Source organism: Lysinibacillus sp. NPDC092081 (assembly GCF_044755845.1).
Taxonomy (GTDB): domain Bacteria; phylum Bacillota; class Bacilli; order Bacillales_A; family Planococcaceae; genus Lysinibacillus.
This window is the reverse complement of sequence record NZ_JBIVRU010000006.1, coordinates 1-25,032: the sequence shown is the minus strand read 5'-3', so window position 1 is coordinate 25,032 and position 25,032 is coordinate 1. Positions and strand designations below refer to the sequence as shown.

Genomic DNA, 25,032 nt, shown 5'->3' with positions numbered 1-25,032 from the left:
GGCGTGGGTAAAGTTTCTGGGAACTATACTTGCGTATTTGACCAGTTCTTTGGAGTACCTGAGCACTTCTTACACCTACCTGATCAGTTTTCCGGCATACCCGAGCAGTTCCCCAACCTACTTGAGCTTTTGGAAATGGCCTTCTTCTTAGCCCAAAACAAAAATTTATTTATCTAGGCATAAAAACCTGTATTCAATCATATTAATAATGAGTGGATTAACAATATATCTATCTCCTTTAATTCAGACTATTTCTCTCTATATTAGAACAGCTCTCTTTATTCTATAAGCATCTATTAGTAAAATTTAATAAATCTTACATCATTGTAAGCTGAATTAGTGAAACTTTTCGCTCTTTTGTGCGTATATTTTAGTGTAGTTAAAAAAATTATCATTTTTGTTTAAGTTTTTTCAAATAACTATTGATTTATATATAGCTTACTAGTAAGATATGTGTATAACCTATTTAACTTACTAATAAGATATATATTAAATATAATCCTAAAAAAGAAAGCGGGGAATGAAGAATGACAGTTACAATTTATTCACAAGCGAGCTGTTCTTCATCCAGAAAAGCACTAAAATGGTTAAAAGATCATAACATCGAATATAAAGAAAAACGTATTACTTCACATCCACTAACACTTGCTGAATTTAAAGAAATTTTAAGCATGACAGAAGATGGAACAGATGAAATTATCGCAACTAACTCAAATGATTTTAAAAATCTAAATATTGATATTGATCAGCTCTCTATTCAAGAGTTGTTTTCAATCATCCAAGCTCACCCAAGAATGTTACGAAGCCCGATCTTAATTGATGAAAAACGTATTCAAGTTGGGTACAATGAGATGGACATTCGTCGTTTTATTCCACGCAGAGTACGTGCTTACGAGTTAAACGCGATGACAAGATTGGCACAAGAAAGTTAAAACAGTTTTGGAGTTGACCTTATATGGATCAAGAAAAAGAAAGAGCCATTACCTCGTTGTTTGAAGTAGTATCTTCCATTGAGCGTAAGTGGGCAAACGAGTGGAATAATCATAATGTACTCGGCTTTTCAAAATCCCATATTTTAATTTTAGACTACTTATCGCAGGAGGGTCCAAAGCGCCCTTCTGCCATTGCTGATCGGTTAAAAGTGACAACAGGTGGTGTCACTGTTTTAACAAGTAAGCTCATTAATGCTGGCTTTATTGAAAAAACACAGCATGCAACAGATCGACGAGCATCCCAATTGAAAATTACAGCTGAAGGCGAAGATATTTTAGAAGATTCCCGTCAGCAAGTTACCGAACTTATACAAAATATGTTTGGTATGCTGTCAGCTGATGAGGTACAAACATTACGAGATATTTTTGCAAAATTACTCAACGTTGAGCCTAATCGACATGAGTAAAAGCTTCATTTTCACGCCTTAAAAAGTTAGACATGCATCTAACTTTTTACGGTGTTTTTCTGTTGGCTCAATTTTTGGGTAACTCCCCTTCCTCTTGCCCTCTATTTGTATATTTGAAATAAAGATTGATCGTTTCCCTGAATGACCTATTATATAGCTGCTCGTTCATCCGTATTGCGCTTAGAAATAATTATTGCCCCCGAAGCCGTTAAAACACCTACTATAACTAACATAGCCCCAATAATTTGAAATACCGTTATCGGTGTTCCAATAACAAATGAAATAATCATTGTTACAACAGGAACAAGATTAAAAAATAGAGATGTTTTACTTGCCCCAATCTCCTTTATCCCCTGATTCCACCAAAGGTAACCCAAAACACTTGTAAAGAAAGCCATGAAGGCAATTGCGCCCCAAGCTCCAATCGAAATGTTCGGTAAAGAGACAGGATTTGAAGTAAATAAAGAAACCACTATTAAACTAACAGCACCAGTAATCATCGTATAAGTGGTGGTAGATAGCGGAGTAGCGTCCTTAATAAATCGACGTCCAAGTACACCGTAAAGTGCCCAGCAAACGTTGCCTGCAAAGATTATTGAATCACCACCTGAAATTGATAGAGTTTTAATAGTCTCAATAGAACCGTGTGTAATAACTAACAAAACACCAATAAGGGCAAAGAGTATACCGACTACTTGCTTTATTGTAATACTATCTTTTAATATAATTCGTGCGAAAATCGTCGTTAATATTGGATTCAGTCCCATGATTAATGCCCCATTAACAGGAGATGTATATTGCAAACCAACAAAAAACAAAGCATTAAATCCAAAGATCCCCACTATTCCAAGAACAATATATGAAATGGCATTCTTTTTTAATTGACTTTTCTTTATACCTTCAGAAAAAATTAAAATAATTAGCATTACCACTGCGGCTAAGCCGAAACGCCATGCCGCAGCAGATGATGGAGAAAAATAGCCAACTGTATATTTTGCGAGATTAAAGGTAGCTCCCGTAAAAATGGAGAAGCCGATTAACATAAGATATATTTTCAAATGCCTCACTTGATTTCCACTTCCTCTTTCAGGATTGAATAATAGGTATCTAGTTTTTCCTTCGCTGTTGAAATTACTTCTTCAAGTTCCTTCTTTTTAATTTCCATTTTCTCTAAGTGCTTAGTTAAAATCTCGATACGTTTATTTATAGAAGGAGTAAGTTGTGACGATTTCACATCGGAATTAATTTTTTCTAAAATACAACCGTCTATAATAAACTCATTAACATCCTCTAAAGACATTCCTGTTTCTTTTAAACTTTTCAGGAATAACAAGAATCGAATATCAGTTTCCGTATAAAAACGCCTTCCTCCGTTTTGTCTTTTTGGTGGGGGAAGTAGCCCAATCTTTTCGTAATATCTTAATGTATATGGACTAATACCAGACATCTCAGCAGCTTTACTAATGGAATACAATAACATCATCCCTCTCTTTTGATTAAAGTTAGTTTACAACTTAGAGTTAACTCTAAGTCAAGTTAATAAAAAAACCTGTACCGTTCATTACGGAATACAGGTATCGGGATTTCAAGTTTTAGCGGCGTTCTTTTCTTGGTTAGCGGCGCATCTTTATGTTTTGGCGGCGTTCCTCCCTTGGTTAGCGGCGCATCTTTATGTTTTGGCGGCGTTCCTCCCTTGGTTAGCGGCGCAACTCACACTTTTAGCGGCGAATTCCAATATAAGCTGGACAATTTGGCAAAACTAAAGTCAGGGTTAAAAAACTTTGTATAGAATTTTACACAATAATAAGGACTTGACTCGGTTTATCGGCGTTGTTCTCTGGTTTACCGGCGATTCTAGCACTTTTACCAGCGATGTTCTCTGGTTTATTGGCGATAAAAATCCATCAAAAAAAGATGCATCGCAAAGTAATTTTGCAATGCATCTTTTTTGGGATTGGCCGAGCGAATACTTCCGTCTAAGTAATTATGCTAGTGCGACCAATGCATTTAATTATGCTGGCAGCACTGACTCTACTATGGATACATCGGCCATTAGCATTTCTTTTAAACGAGCTTTTGCACGGAATAAACGAGATTTCACAGTACCAATTGAAACTTTCATAATTGTAGAGATTTCTGCAAGTGAAAATTGGTCTATGTAGAAATACCATAATGTTTTACGATAGATTGTATCTAATTGACCCATTTTATCTTGTACTAATTTAGTAACTATATCTTTTTCAATTTTTTCTTCTGTTGAAATGTCATTGTTGGGAACCAAATCTAAAATCGGTACGTCTAATGTTTCAGGTTGGTTCATCATGTATTTACTACGTCGTGTTTTTTTACGATAGCGATCTCTAAATGTATTCATTGTAATTGTTGTTAGCCAAGCTTTAATATGCTCCACCTCGGCAACGCTTTCCTCATAGCGCACAACTTTTACCCATACTTCTTGCATTAAATCTTCAGCTTCTACATTATTGCGAGTAAGTTTTAAACATAAGTGGTATATGTAACGATTGTATTCCTCATATACGCCTTCTAATTTTTCATTCATTGTGTATTCCTCCGCTTCTTGTTCTTGCTTCTATACACATTCTCGCAAAATAATGTATTACACTCTATCGTATTGGCTTTCAATTACATTACAATCGTGTAAGCTTAAATGCTTTCACTTGTAATATTCGTAAATAATGTTTTATTACTATATTTATTATTCGGAGAAAAGCTTTATAACACGCCCCTACCCCTTCTTTTTTATTGTATATTCAATAGCATTTCCTTAAATTTCCTAACTCAAAAGAATTCAGATTTTCCATACATTTTAAACACTTAATTCAAGAGCCCCAATCGAAAGGCAGAAGCGACAACTTGAGTGCGGTTCTTTGCTTTTAGCTTTGTCATTAGACTGCTGACATAATCTCTTACTGTGTGCTCACTTAAAAACAGTAAGCTACCTATTTTTTTATTGTCATACCCTTCTGCTAGTAAGCCCAAAATCATTGATTCCCGTTCTGTTAAGTGAAGCTCAGAGGAATTCTCCGTTTTTTCACCTTTTCTTGATAAAAATAACCCCAAGCGTTTCCCAACTTGTTCAAGTAACTGTAATTCATCTTTGGAGCAATCAAATTCTTCTCCAAGCTGATCAAATGTCAGCCACCCAAACAATTGATCTTCATGAATAATCGGTATAAAAATCACAGAGGACAAATCAAATAATTTTATATGCTCTTCTTTTACATAATTTTTAGGATCTCTTAAATAAATCGGTTTCTTGGAGCTAAAAACTAAATCTTGTGCAGTGAGCTGCCCCTTCATGCTCTGTACTTTTGAAAGCTCTGCACCAATGACCCCGTAGAATTGATTTGACCATGGGACATATGCATAAAAAACACATCTTTTATATTGAAAATACTCTTCACATTTTTTTAATATATAGGCTAAATCTTGATATCCAGAACAACGAATCAGTAGCTTATTTAATTGATCTAACAATAGGAGGTTTTTCAGTTCCAAACTTTCATGTGATTCGGACCTTGTCGTATGCTCTTCCTCATATTTGTTATAACTTTGAACAAGATAAGTAAACATCAATAGTAAAAACATTACTATTGCGTTCATTCGGCTATGTTTCTGTTGAATCATAAAGGTAATCAAGGACTTCTCAAGTATTAATTGAAACAGGTTAAAGCTTCTCATATCTATAATGGATAATTGTGATTGAAGCCACGTATCTAAATAAACTCCATATTCTTCATTGATATCTTCAATATCAATATGAGTTAACAAAAGAATAAACGAATCCAATAGCATCGTAGTCCTTTTTCGATCCGACTCAGAAATAGAAGGCTCTAAATTAAGATAGATATTTATATTTTCTTCTAGCTGTTTGCTATAGATTTTAATGAACAAGACGAATTCTTGAAATGTAACTTCTTCATTTGAATGGGTCATATAAATCCTGCTCCTTCACAATCCATTACCCTATAAATGGACGATATTAACTCAATATTATACAGCATCTTATAGGATAGTATTTCAGAATGAAACGAGTATGATGGAAGTATCACTAGATCTTTTGAATCCAAAAATGAAGGGTGCGTGGTTGTTTTGAGACTAGAAAACAAAGTAGCCATTATTACAGGTGGCGGTACAGGAATCGGTAAAGAGACTGCACTATTATTTGCTAAAGAAGGAGCTAAAGTAGTCATTACTGATATTAATGAACAATCAGGAAATGCAGTAGTAAAGGATATCCAAGCAATTGATGGAGAAGCACTTTTCGTACGTCATGATGTGGGCAACGAAGATGATTGGAAAAAGGTTGCAGATGAAACAATCCATGCTTTTGGCAAAGTTGATGTTCTATTCAACAATGCTGGTATTTATATTATCAAGCCTCTGGCAGAAATTGAATTAGCCGAATGGAATCGTTTAATGTCCATTAATGTGACAGGCGTATTCCTTGGAATGAAACATATTATGCCACTAATGGCTAAACAAAATAAAGGCTCTGTCATTAATGCTTCATCGATAGCAGGTTTAACTGGAGCTGCTGGGCATGTTTTATATGGAGCTAGTAAAGGCGCAGTCCGTATTATGACAAAGGATGCAGCGATGGAATATGCCGACGCTGGTGTTAGAGTAAACTCTATTCATCCAGGCTACATCGATACTGGAATGGCAGACTATGCATCAAAAACAACAGGTAACTCTAAAGAGCAATTAGGTAAAAACCTCTTCCCATTAGGACGTTTAGGCTCTGTCAACGAAGTGGCTAAGATGGTATTGTTTTTAGCCTCTGATGAGTCTTCTTTCTCAACAGGAGCCGAATTCGTCATTGATGGTGGAGCAACAGCAAAATAAAAGGCGGGATTAAATATGAAACTTAAAGATAAAGTAGCAATCGTAACAGGTGGCGCAAGTGGCATTGGTGAAGCGACTGTTCGCCTATTTGTTGAAGAAGGAGCAAAAGTAGTTATTGCTGATTTCTCTGATCGTGGACAAAGCATCTCAGAAGAATTGAATAGTAATGGATATGATACTCTTTTCATCAAAACAGATGTAACAAAAGAAGAAGAAATCCAAAACATGATGAATGAAACGGTTAATAAATACGGTAAGCTAAATATTATGTATGCAAATGCTGGTGTAGCTGATGATGCTCCAGCACATGAATTATCATACAAAAAATGGAAAAGAACGATCGATATTAATTTGTCAGGTGTATTTCTTTCTGATAAATATGCCATTGAACAGTTTCTTAAACAAGGTACAGGCGGTGTCATCGTTAATGCTGGTTCCATTCATAGTTTTGTTTCCTTACCAGCTCCAACAGCCTACTCCTCTGCAAAAGGTGGCGTAAAACTGTTAACACAAAACTTATGTACTGCTTATGCAAAAGAAGGTATTCGTGTTAATGCCGTATGTCCGGGATACATTGACACTCCCCTACTCTCCGAAGTAGATGCTCAAAAGAAAGAATATTTAGCTTCACTTCATCCACAAGGTAGACTTGGTAAACCAGAGGAAATAGCAAAAGCTGTGCTATTTTTAGCAAGCGATGATGCAAGCTTTGTCAACGGTACTACTCTTCTTGTTGATGGCGGCTATACAGCTCAATAATCTTGTAGCGAAAGCAAAGCGACAGCCACAAATTGTTTTCCTGTGCGAAAGCAAAGCGACAGCCACAGAAGTTTTTTTGTAACGAAAGTGCAACGGCAGTTACAATTACATCATGGTGAAATTGATTTAACATGGTCTGAATTCGGTAATTTACCAGATTCAGACCATTTTTTTCTAATCAAATTCAAAAAAATGTTATATGATAGATGAAATACTATAAAAGGGGCTGGCTATTATGATCTTCTCACCATTATTTGAACAGGATGTGCCTGAAGTTATTCTCCCTTAACGGAGAATCTTCATATCTCCGTTAAGGACAGGAATTGTCTAGAGATAACGGAGGGGAAAAAAATGAAAAAAACCTTATTAGGTTCCTTATATTTATCACTTGCTGCTAGCATTTGGGGCGGCATGTATGTAGTAGTAAAGGTAGTTGTCGATACCGTACCACCTTTAGAATTAGTATGGCTACGCTATATGATCGCAATAATTGCTTTGATCATCATTGGCATTATTACAAAACAATCATGGCGAATTGATAAGCGGGACAGGCTGTTAATCTTTATGATTGGGCTAATCGGTAATACGATTTCTATCGTTGCCCAAGAGATGGGTACTATGCTGTCTACTGCTCAAATGGGGGCCATCATTACAGCAACGACACCTGCATTTATGGTTGTTTTTGCGAGGTTCATTTTAAAAGAAAAAATCACTTTTAAAAAAGCTGTTTCTATTATTCTAGCGACATTTGGAGTCTATATGATCGTCGGTAGTGCACATATCGATTCCTCCCATCAATTAGGTGGGGTTGCTCTACTAATCGCTGCCTTAACCTGGTCACTGATGTCCGTCCTTATTAAACGGGTACCGGAGCAGTATTCACAAATTGTTGTCACTAGCTACGGAACACTTGTCGCTATCATTATCTTAACACCTTTAGCCGTTCCACGATTAAAAAATTTAGACTTCCATGCTATGGTAGAACCATCAATCTGGGGTGGCTTACTCTACTTAGGCGTTATCTCTACAGCGTGTGGCTTCTTACTGTGGAATCGTGGATTACAGATGCTCAATGCCGCAAGTGGTGGTTTATTTTTCTTCTTTCAACCAATCGTCGGCACCTTCTTAGGATGGCTATTACTAGGCGAACAAATCGGCGTATCCTTTTGGGTGGGAACTGTATTAATCTTTAGTGGCGTACTATTAATTATTCGAGAATAAGCATACTAAAAGCTGAATGATTTCCTCTCATTCAGCTTTTTATTAGAAGTTATATTCAGTTCAAACGATATAAAGAATTAGTTAGAGATAAAAGATTCCGAATTAAGGTGTTCGCAATACTCTCTTATTAATTTCCATTCATCATTTTGTTCTTTCCTAAATCTCTGAACAAATAATTTCACTACATCTATTAATTTCCCATCCATTTCAAAGGTTACCCAAAACGTTGCAATCACTTCATTTTCAGATGCAGGTGTAATATGTAACTTTTTAAAGTGCTATTTTGGATCATGACCTTCATATTGTTTATATGCTTCTACCCAACCATTACAAGTCTCTTCGTAGCCCCAATCTGAAATATCAGTCCCAGGTCCTACCCACCGTACTACTATATCCGGTGAAATCAAAGCATTCATTTCATCTGCGTTGCAACCATTCCATACATTTTGAAAACGATTAAAAAAACCTTGAAAATCTTCGATTAAAGTTGTCGTAGAAGACATTTATAAACCCCCTTATAAAATATTGTTCACTAAATACTTTAACACAAAACTCAATATTTTAAATATTTAAAAAACAAATCATGTTCCTATTTGTAAATTCTTAAATATAAATGGCCCATACCATAACGTGTGGTTAATTTCCGTTCCGAGTGGGCGCTTTCTCGGGGGCGTCGGGGTGGCAGGATGTTGGTCACGAAGGCGTTATCACAGGATGTGATTTCAATTTAGGTTTTTTTGTCAGTAAACTCGATTGCAATAAGCTGTAACTCTTCATTTTTTATAAAAATCCAACAATTCACTCTTCTCTTATTAACATCTTGAATGTGGTATATTATCACAAAATCTATATTACTCAATATATCCAAGGTTATTAGTATATACCACTTTTTTTGTAGATAATTGAGCCAATGGAGGAAATAATTTTGAAAAATTTTTCTATTAGAAAGAAAATTTTAACACTCATTACGTCTGCTGTTATTTTTTTGCTAATTATTTCAGGTGGCGGTTTTTATTACATTAATGATATGGCAAAACAAACCAAATCTATGTATAACGAGTCACTTTTGCCAATCCAATATATCGGTCAAATTCGAACTGACACTCGTGCAATGGATGCTTTCATTTTAGAGCTTATGATTACTTTGGATTCTAAACATAATGCCGAGCTACAAGAAAACATCACAGAAAGAGCTCAAAGTATTGAAGAATCAATCGGAAAATTTGAAGACTCTTACACTGGAAAAGAAGATGAACAAAAACTATTAGAATCTATTAAATCCAATCTCAACGATTATATTAGTGCCATGACAGAGGTCAGGGATTTGGCTGGTAAGAACCAAAACGAGGAAGCCTATTCTTTATACACTACAGATATGGATAATTATCGTGAAAAAGTGGCAACTGATGCACGCAATCTTATGACTCTATGTTCTAAAGATGCTAATGAGCTGAATGAAGAAAATAAACAAAGCCTATCCACTACTATGCTTGTTTCTGTCATTCTCACTGTTTTAGCCATTATTTTGTTTATTACATTGGCAATATGGATTGGACGCTTAATTGTAAATCCAGTTAAAGAGTTACAGGCTAATATGTTAAAAGCAGGCGACGGTGATTTGACTGTGCGAGGTACCTATTCATCCAAGGATGAAATCGGTCAATTAACTCAATCATTTAATTCAATGATTGATAATATTCGCAATACGGTAACAAAAGTCACTGAAACTGCTAATCATGTAGCCGCAGCATCTGAAGAATTGAATGTTAATGCAGCAGAAACTACAAAGGCAACAGAGATGGTTGCAAATACGATGGAAACTATCGCTCATGGATCTGTAGAGCAACTAAATAATGTTTCTAATACATTCAATACCGTCAATGAGCTTTCAACAGGTGTTCAACAAGTAGCCGGAAATGCTCAAGCTGTAAGTGAGCTGTCAAGGGATTCATTATCCTTGGTGATAAATGGTATAAATGCAGCGAATCAAATGAATGAACAAATGGTAGACATCACAGATCGAGTAAAAGGCTTATCCGAAGTTGTCGACTTGTTAGGAAAGCGTTCTTATGAAATTGGTCAAATTATTGATTCTATTACAGCGATTGCTGAACAAACAAATCTACTTGCCCTGAACGCGGCAATCGAAGCCGCACGTGCTGGGGAGCATGGGAAGGGCTTTGCCGTTGTTGCAGATGAGGTTAGGAAATTAGCAGAACAGTCTGCTGTTTCTTCAAACCAAATTGAAGTGTTGATTTCAGAGACACAGAAAGATACTCAAAAGGCTGTTGAATCAATGAAGTTGGTAACAACGGAAGTTACAGCAGGAATTGAAACAACAGAAAATACACGTACAACTTTCGCTTCAATTCAAGGTGCCATCCAAAGTGTTACGATGCAGGTAGAAGAAGTATCTGCAGCAGTCGAGCAGATGGCAGCAGGAACTGAAGAAATAGTTGGTAGTATGAATACGATCCATTCCGTAACTAAATCTACTACAGCCGGCACAGAGAGTGTTTCTACTACGTCCGAAGAACAAATGGCATCAATGGAGGAAATTTCATCATCTGCTTATGCACTTGCAAACTTGGCAGAAGAGTTAAGAAACTTAGCAGCTCAATTCCGAGTTTAATATGATTTCCACATACACTAACACTCTTAACATTTTCCCCTAAAAGTTAAACGCCGCTTATTTAGTTAAATAGCTAGAAAGGATTAAGTTAGGTTTCGAACCAGACTTAATCCTTTTCTTTTTGCCTTAATTCGTTTGTGATTGCAATATCCAATATATTCTTCACAAAATAAATAATTTTTCATAGCTACATTGGTTGACCCTCCCCTTACAGGAACCATTATATTTATAACAGGAGGTGATTGTTATGCTTACAATCGGTGAGTTTTCAAAGATATCACATCTCACATTGAAGACTCTTCGCTACTATGATGAAATTGGACTTTTAAAACCTGTTTTCATAGACGCTAGAAACGGCTTTATTGATCGCACGCTTAAAAAGCTATTTATTTTCGTTAGAAGAAATCAAGGTTATTTTAGCTAATTGGGAGAATACCGAACTTCTTAACTCTAAAATGAAAGCCAAACAAGAAAATCTGACTCAACAGATTACATTTTATTCTTCGTTGTTAAAAAAATTAAAGATTGATATTCAACTGTTAGATGAAGAGGAAAATATCATGGGTTATTTAGATCAGATTGAGATTAAACTTGTTGATCACTTAACCTATCATATATTATCTCAACGAAAACAAATGAATACCGCTGATTTTCTAATACACTTTAATAAGTTGTTTAGTAAAATTTTGTTTGAGAATTTATCACCTATCGCAAAGCCACTTGCTATTTTCCATAGTTCAGAATATGAACCTGAAAATTATGATATAGAAATTGCCATTCCCCTTGCAATGGCCACAAATCAAACAAAAGTGTTTAATCCTGGTCTTTGCGCAATGGCTACGCTTATTGGCTCTTACGATGATTTACCTTCTATTCATACAAAGCTGCATGTTTGGATTGCTGAAAATAACTATAAACTGAATGGTGCTCCGTTTGAAGTTTATCAAACGGACCCCTATAGCACACCAGAGGAGAATAATATCATAGAGGTATATTTTCCTATTAAATAAAAAATGAAGGAGCGTCTTACAATGTATGGTATAAACAAGTTAACGATGAAGGAAAAAATCTTGATTTTAGTTGCTGAGATTATCTATTTAATCATTGCCTATTATTTGCTTTTCATTACATATGACAAATCAGGCATCTCACTAGGGCTTTTTATTGCTTTAATTATTACAGCTTTACGATTAACAGCTATGATGTTTATATGGTTGCCTAGAGGTATTGCATGGCAAGAAGCCATCATGAACAGTATAGCTTTTGGGATTTATTATTTAGGTTTTCCCATTTTAATGATTACTAGTAATCAGGATCCAAACTTAACGGTACTTATTGTAGGCTGGATATTATTTTTAGGAGGCAGTATGTTAAACACAGTTTCAGAGTTACTTAGAAAACCTTTTAAAGACAATCCTGTAAACCAAGGTAAACTATATACAGGCGGTTTATTTAAATATGCGATTCATATTAATTATCTTGGAGATTGCCTTTGGGTACTAGGCTTAGCACTAATCTCTAACAATATTTATAGTTTGCTTATCCCTCTAAGTTTATTCTTAGTATTTGTTTTTGGCTATATTCCAAAATCTGATGATTACTTACAAAACAAGTACGGAGAACAATTTACAATATATAAACAGAAAACTAAAAAACTAATTCCTTTCATTTGGTAAATAGTAACACACTCTGAAAACAGATTATTCAAGATTACCTATTGTAGGGTGATCTTGAATAACGCGTTAACCAATCATCATTTCAACAACCAGTTATCTAAATTTGGTTATCTACTATTTATTATGCACAAGTATTACGTTGTTCTAACCAATTGTTGACAGGCTTTTAACATGTGCTGTACACTATCGATCCGATTGCTCTGACTCAAGCTTCAGTAGCATTTTCTATTGTCCGTAAAAAAAAGCCTTACCATGCTAGGAGTAAGGCTCGTCTATACTGCGGCAATAACGTATATTATTTATTGATCTCGTACTAAACTATTGCGTATGTTTAAGATATCGTATCCCCTTGTATTGGCTCATTACCATCTTTAAAAAGAATACGAATGGACTTTCCATATACAATATCCGGGGAATCCATTACCTGAAAATGAATATGAGGTTCTGATGAATTACCAGAGTTTCCGCATTTCCCAATAAGTTGCCCTTCTGTTACGATTTCGCCTATTTTTACTAAAATTGAGTCCTGTTTAAAATGAGCAATCATACTAAATTCATTATTCGCATGCTCAATCATGACATAGTTTCCTGCCGGATTATGTTCATCCATTTCACCAGGCACATTATCTTTTATTCCATCTACAACTTTTACGATTTTACCATCTGCTGGTGCTATAATATCTTCATCAAAAGCATAAAAATTTTCATTTCGAATTTGGCTATTTTGATAAGATTGTCCATCTTGAACTTTTACTAAATCGTAAGCATATCGCTGATTTTCATATACATAATGATAATTTACAAATTCATTCGTACCACCCCAAAAAGCAAACCACTCACCTCTAATTGGCATTATATATTTATTTTCTGTAAATTGTTGATCCGTTTTTGGATAAGTAATAAAAGGCTTTAAATAAAAAAGCTGTATTTGATTGAATTCATCAAAAGAAGCTACAACTACTTTCTCTCGTTTATCATCTGACCATACGTAATGCGTTAAATTTTGTAATATCGTCTTTGTTTCTAATTGATATTTTTTAACACCCTTATTAAAAAATGTGCTTAGCTCCATGAATTGTTCTAAAGTGACCATCTTCTGAAAGTCTTTTGATGAGCATCATAAACTTTTTCGTAACCTTCTCTTAACCAGATATCTATGACTTCTTCTGGACTACTGAATTTCTTCATAATGATAACCCCCATTAATGTATAAATAAGACATTTAATTATATTTACGAGGTTTAATATCGAAAAGTTTCAGTAACTACCTTTTTTCCAAATTAACTAGTTTGACAATCCCTCTCATTTGGATGCACAAAAACACCTGTTTATCCTTGTTTTTATTATATAAAACAGAAAAACGCCAACTTGATAGCTGACGTTACTAAATAATACAATTTGATTATTTTGTGGCTGAATCTTGTGTGCATTGATCCAATAGTTCAAGGAGAGACTCATAAATCAGTTTATTTCCCTAGCTTTTCATCCTTAATTGGCAAGTCGTTTTGTAAAATATCTTGAAGGACGTTTTTCAGCTGCATATACTGCTGCTCTGAAATGTTCGTTTGCTTCATTACTTGACGTGACACTTCAGGTAGCTTTTGGCGTACTTCAATTCCTGCTTTTGTTAGATAGATTTTCATTTGTCGTTCGTCTTCCTTGGAACGCTCACGACAGACGTAGCCTGTTACCTCTAACTTTTTTAGTACTGGTGTTAATGTACCAGAATCTAAAAATAAACGTTGCCCCAATTCCTTCACCGTAATTTGCTCATCGTCCTCTAGAGCTAGTATGGCAATATAACCTGTATAAGTTAAATCGTATGGCTTTAATAACATTGTATATTGTCGAATGATTTCTTTTGAAGTCGCATACAAAAGAAAGCATAGTTGATTATCTAAATGATTCGACATAGGAATCCCCTCTTTAAGTACTTTTGATACTATTCATATTAAAAATAAAGTTTCTACTTGTCAAACACAATTAAATTGTATACAATCAATATCACGCAATTAAATTGTGCACAATCTAATTGAATGGTGCCACAGAAAAGGAGTTTTATCTTATGAAAGAATTATATACAACAACAATGATTAATAACGGTGGCCGTAATGGTAAATCGTATGCAGAGGATCAATCATTATCATTAAATATTGCACCACCTGGCTCGAAATTAGCGGATGTTACAAACCCAGAACAATTATTTGCAGCAGGTTATAGCGCTTGCTTTAATAGCGCGTTAGATTTAATTAAACGTCAAAAGAAAATTCAAGGGGCATCAACAATTAAAGCAACAGTTAAACTAACGGAGCAAGCTGCATTTGACTACGTGCTTGCTGTTGACATAGAAGGTCATATTGAAGGCTTATCAATTGAAGAAGCACAACAATTATTAGAAATTACACATACCGTCTGTCCATATTCAAAAGCGACAATGGGCAATATCAACGTAACAATTAAAGCGGTTTAATTTAATTTAGTAAAAGAGGGAAATAAAATGACAACAACTACACCAGTAAAACAAATTATGCACGAGCGTAAATCGGTTCGTAAATACAATGCTAACACAGCGATTTCTCGTGAAACGATTATGCAACTGTTACAAAATGCAACTTCATCGCCATCTTCAAGTAATTTGCAGCCATGGCGCTTTATCGTCATCGATGATAAAAAAATCCAAAAGAACATTAATATTTTTTCATTTAATCAAGAACAAATCGAAACAGCATCTGCCATTATCGCTGTCATTGGAGATGCAGAAATGTATCTAAATGCAGAGGAAATTTATGCAGAAAACGTTGAGCTAGGCTATATGCCCGAAGAAATTGCAAGTAAGCTAGCCCAGGACTCTCTAGCAATGTATGGTGCGATTCCAAAAGAGGCGCTACTAAATATCGTTCACTTTGACGCAGGCTTAATTTCAATGCAAATTATGCTATTAGCGAAGGAAATGGGCTATGATACAGTCGCAATGGGTGGCTTCGACAAATCAAAATTTGCTGAATATATGGAATTACCACCGAACGAAGTGCCTATTTTATTACTAGCGATTGGCGAGGCAGCTGGACCAGCTTATGGTTCTTCACGTCTTCCAATTGAGCGCCTTGTACGCTTCAATAAATAATTCATCGGTTGTACGATCGATTTTGGCAATGTCCTAGAAGGCATTTGGAGGACATTGCTTTTTTTGAACTTTTAGATCGGACTGGACTGCCAAAAACAACTATACATGGTTTATGGCATACACATTGCACCATCTTGTTAAATCGTGGACTCAATATGCAAGTTATCATAGAGAGATTAGGCAATGCACCAAAGATGATTATGGATGTATATGCATGTTCAAAAGGAATTAGAAGCTCTGAATCTGTTTCTTTATTTAGCCAAACTTTACAGGCTAGTGGGGTTAAAACTGGGGCTAATCAATAAGGAGTGTGCCTAAAATCATTGCTCTCACAAGATCCCCCAACCACATTATGCTATACTATTTCTATTATCGAAATATTTGAAAAGAGGGATGCTAGATGACAAATTTACAGCAATTAGATGCGTATTTCTCAGAACATCGCGAAGCACACTTACATGAATTAAATGAATTTTTACGTATTCCAAGTATTAGTTCTTTATCAGAGCATAAAGGAGACATACAAAATGCTGCTGAGTGGCTAGCGAACGCTTTTAAAAAGCTAACTCTTGAGAATGTCTCCGTTACGCAAACTGCAGGTCACCCTGTTGTTTATGCTGATTGGCTACATGCAGAGGGTAAACCAACTATTCTATTTTACGGTCATTATGATGTACAGCCGGTTGACCCATTAAATTTATGGGAGACTGAGCCATTCAACCCTACAATCCGAGATAACAAACTATTTGCTCGTGGTGCTAGTGACGATAAAGGGCAAGTGTTTATGCATTTAAAAATGATTGAAGCACTATTTGCGACAACTGGCACTTTACCAGTGAACGTGAAATTCATCTATGAAGGTGAAGAAGAGATTGGTAGTCCTAACCTTCCTGCCTATGTTGAAGAGCATAAAGAGAAACTAGCTGCAGACTTAATTTTAATTTCTGATACAGGTTTATATGGTCCTGGTAAGCCTGCTGTATGCTATGGATTACGTGGCTTAACGGGGGTTCAAATTGATGTTCGCGGTGCCAAAGGCGACCTTCACTCTGGTCTTTACGGTGGCGGTGTACAAAACGCTATTCATGCATTAGCTGACATTTTAGCATCCTTCCGTGATGAGCATGGCACAATTCAAGTTGAGGGCTTCTACGATAACGTTTTACCATTATCTGAAGAAGAACGCGAAGCTTATCGTGCGCTTAGTTTTGATGAAGAATCCGTGAAGGAAGAAGTTGGCGTGAAGGAATTATTCGGTGAAGCTGGCTATTCTTATTTAGAACGTACTTGGGCACGCCCAACATTAGAGGTCAATGGTGTGTTTGGTGGCTTCTCTGGCGAAGGCATTAAAACAGTGCTTCCTGCTGAGGCTGGCGCAAAAATCACATGCCGTCTTGTGCCAAATCAAGAGCCTAATGAAATTGTAGCTCTATTAAAAGCACATATTGAAAAACATAAGCCAACTGGCGTTGAAGTGACGATCTCTGAATTCGATAAAGGTCGTCCATTCTTAACACCATTTGATCATCCATTTATCCAAGCTGCTGGTCGCTCATACGAAAAAGTATATAATGTGCCAACTGCTTACACACGTGGTGGAGGATCAATCCCTATCGTGGCTGCCTTTGATGAAATTTTAGAATTGCCAGTAGTGCTAATGGGCTTTGGCTTATCAAGTGAAAACTTCCATGCACCAAATGAACACTTCCATTTAGAAAACTTCGATAAAGGATTACGTGTTTTAAGTGATTATTTATTTGAAGTAGCTGAATTACAAAAATAAAATAAATGAAACAAATCCCCTCGCTACCTTTTAACGAGGGGATTTTGCTATGTTATTCTCCGAAAAACGTAACGATATCTGCTGATTTTTTACGTTCTTTCCCTTTTGGTACTTCATCAAAATAGCCAACTTGTAGCATCGCGATTACGCGCTCACCCGGCTGAACCTTTAAGGCTTCACGGAATTTCGGATTATCTAGGAAGCCAGGTGTTTTCCAGCATGAGCCGATTCCTTTATCCCAAGCTAGCAATTGAATATTTTGAATAAAAATACTTGCCGCTGCGTAATCTTCTAATCGCTCTTTTTGTCGAGCATCCTCTGGAACGATTACAAAAGCATAACCACCCGGTAATGTGAATTTCGTCATTTGCTTCACTAAATCTTCACTTGAAAGCTCCTGCCATTTCGGTATCGTTAGATCACGCAATAAATTATGAAGAGCAGCTAACTCCTTACCACATGCAGCGACTAAACGCCAAGGCTCTCGATTTCCATGATTCGGTGCCCATACTGCATCGCCAATAATGGCCATCAAATCTTCACGACCTACCGACTGGCCATTAAATTTTTTAATAGAACGACGCTCAATGATCGCATCCCTAACAGACAAAAATTGTTCACTCATATACTCTTATCTCCTTCTATAACAATACAATAATTAAAATGTATATCTTCTACCCTTCACATTATCATAAAATGATGAGCTTTAACACTGCTAGCTCCCTAAGCAAAACTATCGTCTATATGAATGAAATAATAAGTCATACTTGGCGTATAGGCCGTTGAATCTTCATAAAAATACGGTCGATTAATACTGTCTGAAGTATGTGCGTTAACATATGGAATACCATTTTGAATACTTGTCACAAGTAAGGAATGATCAATCCTTCCATCCCCTTGAAAATCCAAAAAAACAATATCTCCAAGATCTAATTCTTCAGCAGATTGGACACGCCTACCCTTCAACCCAGTTGTAGAGCCTTCCAAATACCATCTAAGGGAATGTGCCACCGACCAGCTAAAGCTCCAATTTCCATGCTGGAGCCACCAGCCTTTCCCTCTGTTTGGAGCACCTCGCATTGGCGCTCCTCCTGCAAGTAAACATTGAGATATATAGTTCGTACAATCAACAGTAAAATTCGGAAATGCTGGATTCCGTCTGTTCCACCACAAGTTCGCATACTGTACAGCGGCCTGTCTGTTATACATTTTTGCCACACTTCCCCTCCTTATGTTCAACATATGTATAAAGAGGTATTTCTATTAGCTAGGTCCTTATTCATAAAAATGTCGAATGTGGTCTTAATTGGAACTAACTTTGCCAATTTTAAGATAGTTTTTGCTACAATAAGGGTAAGGAATTATAGATTTTTATTTTATGAATCAGAAGGGATGTTGAAATTGAAGCAGCATGCTGAGAAAGAAATTATACAGCCTACTCTTTTATGCGATAAAAAAGGTAATTTAAATCCAGCTGCCATCGGATTTGCACGTAAACCTCTCATAAACAGCAATTTAAGTGGCCATATCATGCGCAAAAAGAAATGGAATTATTGGTGTGTCTACGGTGATGAGATCATCTTCTCAGCTACTATTAGCCATCTAGACTACGCAGCGGTCTGCTTCGTCTATTTCCTTGAATATGAAACACAGCGCTACTTTGAAAAAACAATTACAATTCCTTTAGGTGGAAAGCTAAAAATGCCTACGCAGGTGCTAGATTCAGTATCCTTCAAAAATAGTGACATGATGATTGATATGACATATGTACAAAATGAAACACATCTATCAGTTTCAATCCCAGACTTCGATGGAGATGGTTTACGTGCAAAACTTATCATTCAGCATCCGCCTACAGATGAATCATTGAATGTAGTCATCCCTTGGAACCGTAAAACATTCCAATTTACAGGTAAGCATCATATACTCCCTACTTCTGGATTTGTGACAATTGGTAATCGCCGTTTTACATTTTCTCCTGAAGAAAACTTCTCTGTACTAGAATACAGTCGTGGCGTTTGGCCTCGTACATCCACATGGAATTGGGGAATGGCCTCACAACGAGTTCGAGGGAGACGAATCGGGCTCAATTTAGGTGGTAAATGGACAGACGGAACTGGCATGACGGAAAATGCTGTTTTCGTTGAAGGTAAAATGACAAAAATACATGAGGATGTACTGTTCAATTATGATCAAGAGGATTTGATGCAACGGTGGAAAATTAAGACTAAATTCACTAACCAAGTTGCATTAACATTCTCCCCATTCTTCGAGCGTGTATCCGTCACAAAAGCTGGTCTCGTAAAATCTGAAGTACATCAAATGTTTGGCTATTACGACGGCTCCGTACTACTAGACAACGGCGAAACACTTGTCATCAAGCAAATGCTAGGCAGTATCGAAGAAAATCGCGTCAAATGGTAAGAACAGAAAAATTTAATTGCTATCTTTTCATACTAGGATTTAACGCACTGATATACGCGCACCCTCAGCGCGTTAAATCCGAAAAAGCCTTCGAATAACGCCTTTTTGGCGGTTTTATCCGTCACCTTGGCTCTTCTTTCCATCGCCCTCGCCTTCTTATCCGTCACTTTGGCTCTTCTTTCCGTCGCTCTGATGCCTATCCGTCACCTTGGCTCTTCTTTCCATCGCCCTCGCCTTCTTATCCGTCGCTTTGACTCTTCTTTCCGTCGCTCTAATTTCTATCCGTCACCTTGGCTCTTCTTTCCGTCGCTCTCGCCTTCCTATCCGTCGCTTTGACAGCTCTATTCTTCGCTCCTTTTCCTATGCCAGCCCCGACACTATCTTTTCCGGGTCATCTGTAAATATTGCCTGTACACCGAGCTGCTGTAATTGTTTTGCGTGATCGGCATCATTAACTGTATACACACGGACAGTCGCTCCTTCATTTAGAGTTTCTTGTATCGATCTGCGAAACGCTGTAGGTAAGCTGACATGTATAGCATCTGCCGGGATTTGAGCTGTATAGCCGTTAAAATCAACTAAAATCTCCGCAAACAGCGCTGCTTTTTCAATATACGGTGCCCTTTGTGCGACGATCTGAATAGATTCATGATTAAAGGAAGAAATAATTACTCTCTCTGTCATTTGATATGCAGCTACTTCCCTAATAACAAGCGCTTCTATCCCGTCATATGGAAATATATCGGTTTTGAGCTCAATATTAATGCGATGATTTGTGCCTGCGAACAGCTCTAAAATGTCTCCTAGAGTTGGAATGCTTTCACCCTCAAATTCAGAAGAAAACCATGAACCAAAATCAAATGCACGAAGCTCTTGTAGCGTATAATCCTTTACGAAGCCAGAGCCGTTAGATGTGCGATCGATCGTTTCATCATGAATAACGACTAACTCCCTATCCGCTGTTAAATGAACATCTAGTTCAATCCCTGTAATCGGTAGCTTTGAAGCGGCTACAAAAGCAGCCATAGTGTTTTCTGGGTAATGTGCCGAAACGCCCCTATGGGCAAAAATATCCAAATTTGATAACCTCCTATTTCGCCCACCTCTCATCTCGTTAGCAGGCGGGCTATTAAATTTCGATTTCTCTTCTTCCTTAATAAGCCTATTACAATTTCACTTGATGGTAAATATTATATATAGTAGTATGATAATCTACTTGAAAATGCAAGTACTTAGGAGGTGCTAAAAAATGACTGCACAACATCCAGATTTTCAGGCTGAAGTGGAACGGCTAGCTTACACCAAAAATTACATGCAGCAAATTTTAAATGAATCACAAAGAGGTTTGCAATCTGCTCAGGAAAATATTCGTAAGTCGATGGCAGATCTTGATTATTTAGATTCAAGTTTGGGCTATAATAATATCTTAGCAAATGCTCGTTTCTTTGAAATGGCTCGAAACCAAAAGGAAGGCTTAGAGGCTATTCAAAAAAAGCCATACTTTGCCCGAATTCATTTTCAAAAGACAGGAGATCCTGAAGAATTTCTGTATATCGGAAAAACGTCTTTGTTTCATCGAGAAACCCATGAGCCTATAATAGTTGATTGGCGTTCACCGGTAGCAAACGTCTATTATGATGGTCGCCTTGGGGATATGGAATATGATGTTCGTGGAGAAATCCATCAGGGACATCTATTTGCCAAGCGACAATATAAAATCAATGATGGTGAATTGCTTGATTTACGGGATATTGATTTAACAACAAACGATGAATTACTGCAAGAAGCGTTGGCTGGAAAAGCAGATGTGCGTTTGACAGAAATCGTCTCCACCATTCAAAAGGAGCAAAACGAAATTATACGAGCACATCTTCGTCAGCCTATTATCGTACAGGGCGCTGCTGGTAGTGGAAAAACAACTATTGCCCTACACCGAATATCTTACTTCCTCTACACAATGGGCGAGCATTTTAACCCTGAGCAGCTCATGATTTTAGCACCGAATAAGTTATTTATCGATTATATTGGTGATGTTTTACCAGAGCTTGGTGTCGATAAAATTTGCCAAACAACCTTTACCGATTACGTCTTAGCTGCGACTAAGCTAAAACTGAAACTTCAAAATCCTAATGAGCAGTTAGAATCTCTTGTTGCAGGAGAACCCCAACAAGCAGCTTCTTGGATATCCGAAATGAAGGGCTCTCTTTATTACCGTGATGTAATAGAACGATACGTTCAAAAGATTGAGCAGGAAATTGCCAACCAATTTGAAGATGTTTACATTGAAAAATATTGCATTATGCGTGCCTCGCATTTAAAGAAGCTATTTTTATATGAATTTTCTTATATGCCGATTGAAAAACGACTTGCACATATTAAAAAAGTGCTTGCAAGCCATGTCCGTCAAAAGAAACAGGCTATTTTAAATACACTTCATAAAAAATATGATGAAGCACTTGGCAGAGCACTTGATGGTTTTCGTGATGATGACAAACGACGTCGTGTTGTCACGAAGTTTATTGATGAGCGTGATGAACGCATTCCTGCCATTGAAAAAGAGGCAAAGTCAACAGCAACTGTTTATATGCGACGCTTTTCTAAACATAACATCAAGACTCTCTATCGTACTCTTCTAACTAATGCTGATCTTTTAATAGAGCTTGCACCGGAATGGCATTTCATTGAGCAACAGCAATTTTTACAGGCACACGCTAAAGAACAATGGGTCCTTGAAGATTTAGCTGCACTTTATTTTTTACAAGCTCGACTAAAGGGTATCCCAGATGAATGGAAAATGAGAGTTGTTTTTATCGATGAAGTACAAGACTATAGTTTATTTCAGCTTGCTGCTTTAAAGACTGGGCTGGAAACAGATATGTTTACGATGGTCGGTGATTTAGCACAAGGAATTCATAGTTATCGTTCTCTTACTGCCTGGGAACCTGTCCAAAATCTATTTCCTCGAGCAAGCTTTAGAACACTGCAAAAGAGCTATCGAACAACAATTGAAATTATGGAGGTTGCGAACAAAGTCTTAGCACAAATGGATGAACAACTTCCATTAGTAGAGCCAGTAGTCCGGCATGGCAATGTCCCTACCTATATACAGGCTCAATCATTTGATGCCCTGCAAATTAAAGAAATTTTCGAAGCCATTCGAGCCAATGGACATCATTCCGTTGCTTTAATTTGCAAAACGACTGCAGAGGCGATTACAATGCAGCAAGCATTAAAAGACAAAAAAATTGCTTCGCAGCTCCTAACTGAAGATGAGTCCATCAATCAGGAATTATTGCTCGTTGTTCCGAGTCATTTAGCAAAGGGCCTTGAGTTTGATGCTGTTATCGTAGCTGCCTTCGATACACCTTTCTACGATACGAAGGTTGATCGCAAGCTGCTTTATGTGGCACTCACTCGAGCCATGCATGAGCTTTATTTAATCGGTTCAACAAAAAATACATTTCTATTAGAAAATGAAAAGATGTAACAATAAAAAAGTCGCTATTATGGCGACTTTTTTATTAGCATCGAACATTGAATGCTCATTTATCAATTCCGAGGCGGTATACGGTAAAACCTCCCTCTGGATAAGTACGCTTTCACAACTTTCCACCATGACCTTGGTGCTTCCCTTGGAGGAGACTTCTTTTTAGGTAGTGCCGGCATGCGCATGATAACGACTCCTTTCATAGGCTTACTATACTATATGAAGATAGTTACAAATTTATGATAAAAAGACTCCCAATAGCTGACCCAATGGTTCCTGCGACTCCTCAGTTTATTCGCTAATAATTAATGTAGTACCTATTTTTCTTTTCATTTATCAAAAAATTAAAAGAAGGATGTATCAAGTATAAAATGTACCCTATAAGATAGACACTTTAAAAAGGTCATCTTATAGGGTCTTTTTGTCTTTAAGTTTATAATAAGAAAAACAACTATCGGAGCGGACAGACATGACCAAAAAATTATTTACCAAACAGCAACAGACACAATTAAAATTGAATCCTTATGTAAAAGCTGTGAACGATAAATCGATTACGTATACAGATGAATTTAAACAATTCTTTATAGATGAATTTGAGAAAGGAAAATACCCTCGTGAAATTTTTCTTGAAGCAGGTTTTGATATTGATATTATTGGCATGACACGCGTAAATAAAGCAGCCTATCGTTGGCGTACTGCAAGAACATGGGATGGTGGGATTAGAGGATGCAAGAAAACATCATTCAGGTCGTCCATTAGAACGGGAATTAAGTTTAGAAGAAAAATATGAACGCTTAGAAGCGAAGATGAAATTATTAGAAGCTGAAAACGAACTTTTAAAAAAGCTGGATCAACTCGAAAGGCAGATGATGAGAAAGAAATCCAAATAACTACAACCCAAAAGTTCGAACTCATCCACCAAATCATAGAGAAGTATCAACTAAAGCGTCTTGTTCGTTATCTTTGTGAAATCACAGGTGTTTCACGTTCTGGTTTTTATCGCTATTTTAGTGAGGAAGCCATCCAAAGTTCCAAGACTTAGTGAAGAAAATTGGCTTAGGACAGTCCATGTCACGTCGAGGAAACTGTTGGGATAATGCGCCACAAGAATCATTCTTTGGGCATTTTAAAGATGAAACAACTATTAAAGCATGTGAAACGATAGAAGAAGTAAAGAAAGAAATTAAGAGTTATATGATTTATTACAATCATTATCGAGGGCAATGGAAATTAAAAAAGCTGCCTAACCTTTTTTTAAATGTCCTTTACAAAGGGTACATTTTAATATACGATACATCCCTCTTTTTCACGTTTTATAATCCAAGCGCTCGATACATAAACGCCGTAAATTGTGCACGTGTTAAGTTTTCATTTGGTCTAAAATTGCCGTTTTCATCACCTAGTGCAATGTTATGGTCCGCTAGAGTGGCAATATATCCACTCGCCCAATGAGATGAATCGACATCCTTGAACGTGCTATTGCCTCCTGGCGTTAAGAATCATTTATTTTCGCAGAAAAAAAGACGAGGAATAAATCCTCGACTTTTTCAGGTGCCTAGCGACGTCCTACTCTCACAGGGGGAAGCCCCCAACTACCATCGGCGCTAAAGAGCTTAACTTCCGTGTTCGGTATGGGAACGGGTGTGACCTCTTTGCCA

The 25,032-nt window shown here is 36.8% G+C and carries 25 protein-coding genes, 1 rRNA gene and 2 pseudogenes; 16 read left to right on the top strand and 12 right to left on the bottom strand.

Features of this window, described 5'->3' with window-relative positions:
• The first annotated feature begins 527 nt into the window (after positions 1-527).
• Positions 528-932 carry a transcriptional regulator Spx gene (gene spx, locus ACIQLB_RS11525; RefSeq protein ID WP_400725413.1) on the top strand — a complete coding sequence of 135 codons (405 nt, stop codon included), beginning with the start codon at positions 528-530 and terminating at the stop codon, positions 930-932.
• Between the two features lie 23 nt (positions 933-955).
• Positions 956-1,399 carry a MarR family winged helix-turn-helix transcriptional regulator gene (locus tag ACIQLB_RS11520; protein ID WP_400725410.1) on the top strand — a complete coding sequence of 148 codons (444 nt, stop codon included), beginning with the start codon at positions 956-958 and terminating at the stop codon, positions 1,397-1,399.
• 149 nt (positions 1,400-1,548) lie between these two features.
• On the opposite strand, the gene ACIQLB_RS11515 is transcribed toward ACIQLB_RS11520, so the two are convergent.
• The 4 genes from ACIQLB_RS11515 to ACIQLB_RS11500 form a co-directional block, all read right to left on the bottom strand.
• A complete protein-coding gene (locus ACIQLB_RS11515; RefSeq protein WP_400725407.1) occupies positions 1,549-2,466 on the bottom strand; it encodes a DMT family transporter in 918 nt (305 codons plus the stop codon).
• Positions 2,463-2,879 carry a MerR family transcriptional regulator gene (locus tag ACIQLB_RS11510; RefSeq protein WP_400725852.1) on the bottom strand — a complete coding sequence of 139 codons (417 nt, stop codon included), beginning with the start codon at positions 2,877-2,879 and terminating at the stop codon, positions 2,463-2,465. Before ACIQLB_RS11510 ends, ACIQLB_RS11515 begins: the two co-directional genes overlap by 4 nt.
• Positions 2,880-3,410: 531 nt before the next feature.
• Positions 3,411-3,959: an RNA polymerase sigma factor gene (locus tag ACIQLB_RS11505; protein WP_370047662.1), complete on the bottom strand. Its 549-nt coding sequence runs from the start codon at positions 3,957-3,959 to the stop codon at positions 3,411-3,413.
• Between the two features lie 275 nt (positions 3,960-4,234).
• Positions 4,235-5,356, bottom strand: coding sequence for a LuxR C-terminal-related transcriptional regulator (locus ACIQLB_RS11500; RefSeq protein ID WP_400725402.1), 1,122 nt, complete (start codon positions 5,354-5,356; stop codon positions 4,235-4,237).
• Between the two features lie 156 nt (positions 5,357-5,512).
• On the opposite strand from ACIQLB_RS11500, the gene ACIQLB_RS11495 reads away from it, so the two are divergent.
• From ACIQLB_RS11495 to ACIQLB_RS11485, 3 genes are all read left to right on the top strand, one after another.
• Positions 5,513-6,268 carry an SDR family NAD(P)-dependent oxidoreductase gene (locus tag ACIQLB_RS11495; RefSeq protein ID WP_400725399.1) on the top strand — a complete coding sequence of 252 codons (756 nt, stop codon included), beginning with the start codon at positions 5,513-5,515 and terminating at the stop codon, positions 6,266-6,268.
• 15 nt (positions 6,269-6,283) lie between these two features.
• A complete protein-coding gene (locus ACIQLB_RS11490; protein WP_400725396.1) occupies positions 6,284-7,027 on the top strand; it encodes an SDR family NAD(P)-dependent oxidoreductase in 744 nt (247 codons plus the stop codon).
• Between the two features lie 351 nt (positions 7,028-7,378).
• Entirely contained in the window at positions 7,379-8,248 is an 870-nt protein-coding gene (locus tag ACIQLB_RS11485) for a DMT family transporter (RefSeq protein ID WP_400725393.1), read from the top strand.
• A 278-nt stretch (positions 8,249-8,526) separates the two neighbouring features.
• Here ACIQLB_RS11485 and ACIQLB_RS11480 read toward each other — a convergent pair whose 3' ends face one another.
• On the bottom strand, positions 8,527-8,751 hold the full coding sequence (locus ACIQLB_RS11480) for a hypothetical protein (RefSeq protein WP_400725390.1): 225 nt from the start codon (positions 8,749-8,751) through the stop codon (positions 8,527-8,529).
• A 422-nt stretch (positions 8,752-9,173) separates the two neighbouring features.
• Between ACIQLB_RS11480 and ACIQLB_RS11475 the strand changes: the two genes are divergently transcribed.
• From ACIQLB_RS11475 to ACIQLB_RS11460, 4 genes are all read left to right on the top strand, one after another.
• Positions 9,174-10,880 (top strand): methyl-accepting chemotaxis protein, encoded by a 1,707-nt coding sequence (locus tag ACIQLB_RS11475; RefSeq protein ID WP_400725387.1) that lies wholly within the window; start codon positions 9,174-9,176, stop codon positions 10,878-10,880.
• A 247-nt stretch (positions 10,881-11,127) separates the two neighbouring features.
• Positions 11,128-11,304 (top strand): MerR family DNA-binding transcriptional regulator, encoded by a 177-nt coding sequence (locus ACIQLB_RS11470; RefSeq protein WP_400725384.1) that lies wholly within the window; start codon positions 11,128-11,130, stop codon positions 11,302-11,304.
• A 136-nt stretch (positions 11,305-11,440) separates the two neighbouring features.
• A complete protein-coding gene (locus ACIQLB_RS11465) occupies positions 11,441-11,890 on the top strand; it encodes a GyrI-like domain-containing protein (RefSeq protein ID WP_400725381.1) in 450 nt (149 codons plus the stop codon).
• A gap of 21 nt (positions 11,891-11,911) precedes the next feature.
• Complete coding sequence (locus ACIQLB_RS11460; protein WP_400725378.1) at positions 11,912-12,556, top strand: methyltransferase family protein; 645 nt, start codon at positions 11,912-11,914, stop codon at positions 12,554-12,556.
• A gap of 331 nt (positions 12,557-12,887) precedes the next feature.
• On the opposite strand, the gene ACIQLB_RS11455 is transcribed toward ACIQLB_RS11460, so the two are convergent.
• Both ACIQLB_RS11455 and ACIQLB_RS11450 read right to left on the bottom strand, forming a co-directional pair.
• Entirely contained in the window at positions 12,888-13,649 is a 762-nt protein-coding gene (locus ACIQLB_RS11455; protein ID WP_400725375.1) for a M23 family metallopeptidase, read from the bottom strand.
• Positions 13,650-14,022: 373 nt separating this feature from the next.
• Positions 14,023-14,469 carry a MarR family winged helix-turn-helix transcriptional regulator gene (locus ACIQLB_RS11450; RefSeq protein WP_400725372.1) on the bottom strand — a complete coding sequence of 149 codons (447 nt, stop codon included), beginning with the start codon at positions 14,467-14,469 and terminating at the stop codon, positions 14,023-14,025.
• Between the two features lie 152 nt (positions 14,470-14,621).
• On the opposite strand from ACIQLB_RS11450, the gene ACIQLB_RS11445 reads away from it, so the two are divergent.
• From ACIQLB_RS11445 to ACIQLB_RS11430, 4 genes are all read left to right on the top strand, one after another.
• Entirely contained in the window at positions 14,622-15,026 is a 405-nt protein-coding gene (locus ACIQLB_RS11445; protein ID WP_400725368.1) for an Ohr family peroxiredoxin, read from the top strand.
• Positions 15,027-15,053: 27 nt separating this feature from the next.
• Positions 15,054-15,680: a nitroreductase family protein gene (locus ACIQLB_RS11440; RefSeq protein WP_400725365.1), complete on the top strand. Its 627-nt coding sequence runs from the start codon at positions 15,054-15,056 to the stop codon at positions 15,678-15,680.
• A gap of 44 nt (positions 15,681-15,724) precedes the next feature.
• Positions 15,725-15,985, top strand: coding sequence for a site-specific integrase (locus tag ACIQLB_RS11435; protein WP_400725363.1), 261 nt, complete (start codon positions 15,725-15,727; stop codon positions 15,983-15,985).
• 95 nt (positions 15,986-16,080) lie between these two features.
• The gene (locus ACIQLB_RS11430; RefSeq protein WP_400725360.1) at positions 16,081-17,463 is read left to right on the top strand and encodes a dipeptidase; all 1,383 of its coding nucleotides are present in this window, start codon (positions 16,081-16,083) and stop codon (positions 17,461-17,463) included.
• Between the two features lie 52 nt (positions 17,464-17,515).
• Here the strand turns inward: ACIQLB_RS11430 and ACIQLB_RS11425 are convergent, their stop codons facing one another.
• Complete coding sequence (locus tag ACIQLB_RS11425) at positions 17,516-18,088, bottom strand: nitroreductase family protein (protein WP_400725357.1); 573 nt, start codon at positions 18,086-18,088, stop codon at positions 17,516-17,518.
• A 98-nt stretch (positions 18,089-18,186) separates the two neighbouring features.
• Positions 18,187-18,681 (bottom strand): amidase domain-containing protein, encoded by a 495-nt coding sequence (locus ACIQLB_RS11420; RefSeq protein ID WP_400725354.1) that lies wholly within the window; start codon positions 18,679-18,681, stop codon positions 18,187-18,189.
• Between the two features lie 183 nt (positions 18,682-18,864).
• Between ACIQLB_RS11420 and ACIQLB_RS11415 the strand changes: the two genes are divergently transcribed.
• On the top strand, positions 18,865-19,887 hold the full coding sequence (locus ACIQLB_RS11415; protein ID WP_400725850.1) for a DUF2804 domain-containing protein: 1,023 nt from the start codon (positions 18,865-18,867) through the stop codon (positions 19,885-19,887).
• A 360-nt stretch (positions 19,888-20,247) separates the two neighbouring features.
• Here the strand turns inward: ACIQLB_RS11415 and ACIQLB_RS11410 are convergent, their stop codons facing one another.
• Positions 20,248-20,964: a glycerophosphodiester phosphodiesterase gene (locus tag ACIQLB_RS11410; RefSeq protein ID WP_400725351.1), complete on the bottom strand. Its 717-nt coding sequence runs from the start codon at positions 20,962-20,964 to the stop codon at positions 20,248-20,250.
• Between the two features lie 172 nt (positions 20,965-21,136).
• On the opposite strand from ACIQLB_RS11410, the gene helD reads away from it, so the two are divergent.
• Both helD and ACIQLB_RS11400 read left to right on the top strand, forming a co-directional pair.
• A complete protein-coding gene (gene helD / locus ACIQLB_RS11405; RefSeq protein ID WP_400725348.1) occupies positions 21,137-23,374 on the top strand; it encodes an RNA polymerase recycling motor HelD in 2,238 nt (745 codons plus the stop codon).
• Positions 23,375-23,843: 469 nt separating this feature from the next.
• Positions 23,844-24,616: pseudogene (locus ACIQLB_RS11400) on the top strand (HTH domain-containing protein); the annotation flags it as partial.
• A gap of 71 nt (positions 24,617-24,687) precedes the next feature.
• Here the strand turns inward: ACIQLB_RS11400 and ACIQLB_RS11395 are convergent.
• Together ACIQLB_RS11395 and rrf are read right to left on the bottom strand one after the other, a co-directional pair.
• Positions 24,688-24,837, bottom strand: a pseudogene (locus tag ACIQLB_RS11395) (S-layer homology domain-containing protein); the annotation flags it as partial.
• A 90-nt stretch (positions 24,838-24,927) separates the two neighbouring features.
• Positions 24,928-25,032: ribosomal RNA gene (gene rrf / locus ACIQLB_RS11390) — 5S ribosomal RNA — on the bottom strand; the annotation flags it as partial.

What these genes read in the sequence shown, in the direction of transcription:
- spx (WP_400725413.1), top strand. Translation starts at nt 528, where the DNA reads ATGACAGTTACAATTTATTCACAAGCGAGCTGTTCTTCATCCAGAAAA.
- ACIQLB_RS11520 (WP_400725410.1), top strand. Translation starts at nt 956, where the DNA reads ATGGATCAAGAAAAAGAAAGAGCCATTACCTCGTTGTTTGAAGTAGTA.
- ACIQLB_RS11510 (WP_400725852.1), bottom strand. Translation starts at nt 2,879, where the DNA reads ATGTTATTGTATTCCATTAGTAAAGCTGCTGAGATGTCTGGTATTAGT.
- ACIQLB_RS11505 (WP_370047662.1), bottom strand. Translation starts at nt 3,959, where the DNA reads ATGAATGAAAAATTAGAAGGCGTATATGAGGAATACAATCGTTACATA.
- ACIQLB_RS11500 (WP_400725402.1), bottom strand. Translation starts at nt 5,356, where the DNA reads ATGACCCATTCAAATGAAGAAGTTACATTTCAAGAATTCGTCTTGTTC.
- ACIQLB_RS11490 (WP_400725396.1), top strand. Translation starts at nt 6,284, where the DNA reads ATGAAACTTAAAGATAAAGTAGCAATCGTAACAGGTGGCGCAAGTGGC.
- ACIQLB_RS11485 (WP_400725393.1), top strand. Translation starts at nt 7,379, where the DNA reads ATGAAAAAAACCTTATTAGGTTCCTTATATTTATCACTTGCTGCTAGC.
- ACIQLB_RS11480 (WP_400725390.1), bottom strand. Translation starts at nt 8,751, where the DNA reads ATGTCTTCTACGACAACTTTAATCGAAGATTTTCAAGGTTTTTTTAAT.
- ACIQLB_RS11470 (WP_400725384.1), top strand. Translation starts at nt 11,128, where the DNA reads ATGCTTACAATCGGTGAGTTTTCAAAGATATCACATCTCACATTGAAG.
- ACIQLB_RS11465 (WP_400725381.1), top strand. Translation starts at nt 11,441, where the DNA reads ATGGGTTATTTAGATCAGATTGAGATTAAACTTGTTGATCACTTAACC.
- ACIQLB_RS11460 (WP_400725378.1), top strand. Translation starts at nt 11,912, where the DNA reads ATGTATGGTATAAACAAGTTAACGATGAAGGAAAAAATCTTGATTTTA.
- ACIQLB_RS11455 (WP_400725375.1), bottom strand. Translation starts at nt 13,649, where the DNA reads ATGGTCACTTTAGAACAATTCATGGAGCTAAGCACATTTTTTAATAAG.
- ACIQLB_RS11450 (WP_400725372.1), bottom strand. Translation starts at nt 14,469, where the DNA reads ATGTCGAATCATTTAGATAATCAACTATGCTTTCTTTTGTATGCGACT.
- ACIQLB_RS11445 (WP_400725368.1), top strand. Translation starts at nt 14,622, where the DNA reads ATGAAAGAATTATATACAACAACAATGATTAATAACGGTGGCCGTAAT.
- ACIQLB_RS11440 (WP_400725365.1), top strand. Translation starts at nt 15,054, where the DNA reads ATGACAACAACTACACCAGTAAAACAAATTATGCACGAGCGTAAATCG.
- ACIQLB_RS11430 (WP_400725360.1), top strand. Translation starts at nt 16,081, where the DNA reads ATGACAAATTTACAGCAATTAGATGCGTATTTCTCAGAACATCGCGAA.
- ACIQLB_RS11425 (WP_400725357.1), bottom strand. Translation starts at nt 18,088, where the DNA reads ATGAGTGAACAATTTTTGTCTGTTAGGGATGCGATCATTGAGCGTCGT.
- helD (WP_400725348.1), top strand. Translation starts at nt 21,137, where the DNA reads ATGACTGCACAACATCCAGATTTTCAGGCTGAAGTGGAACGGCTAGCT.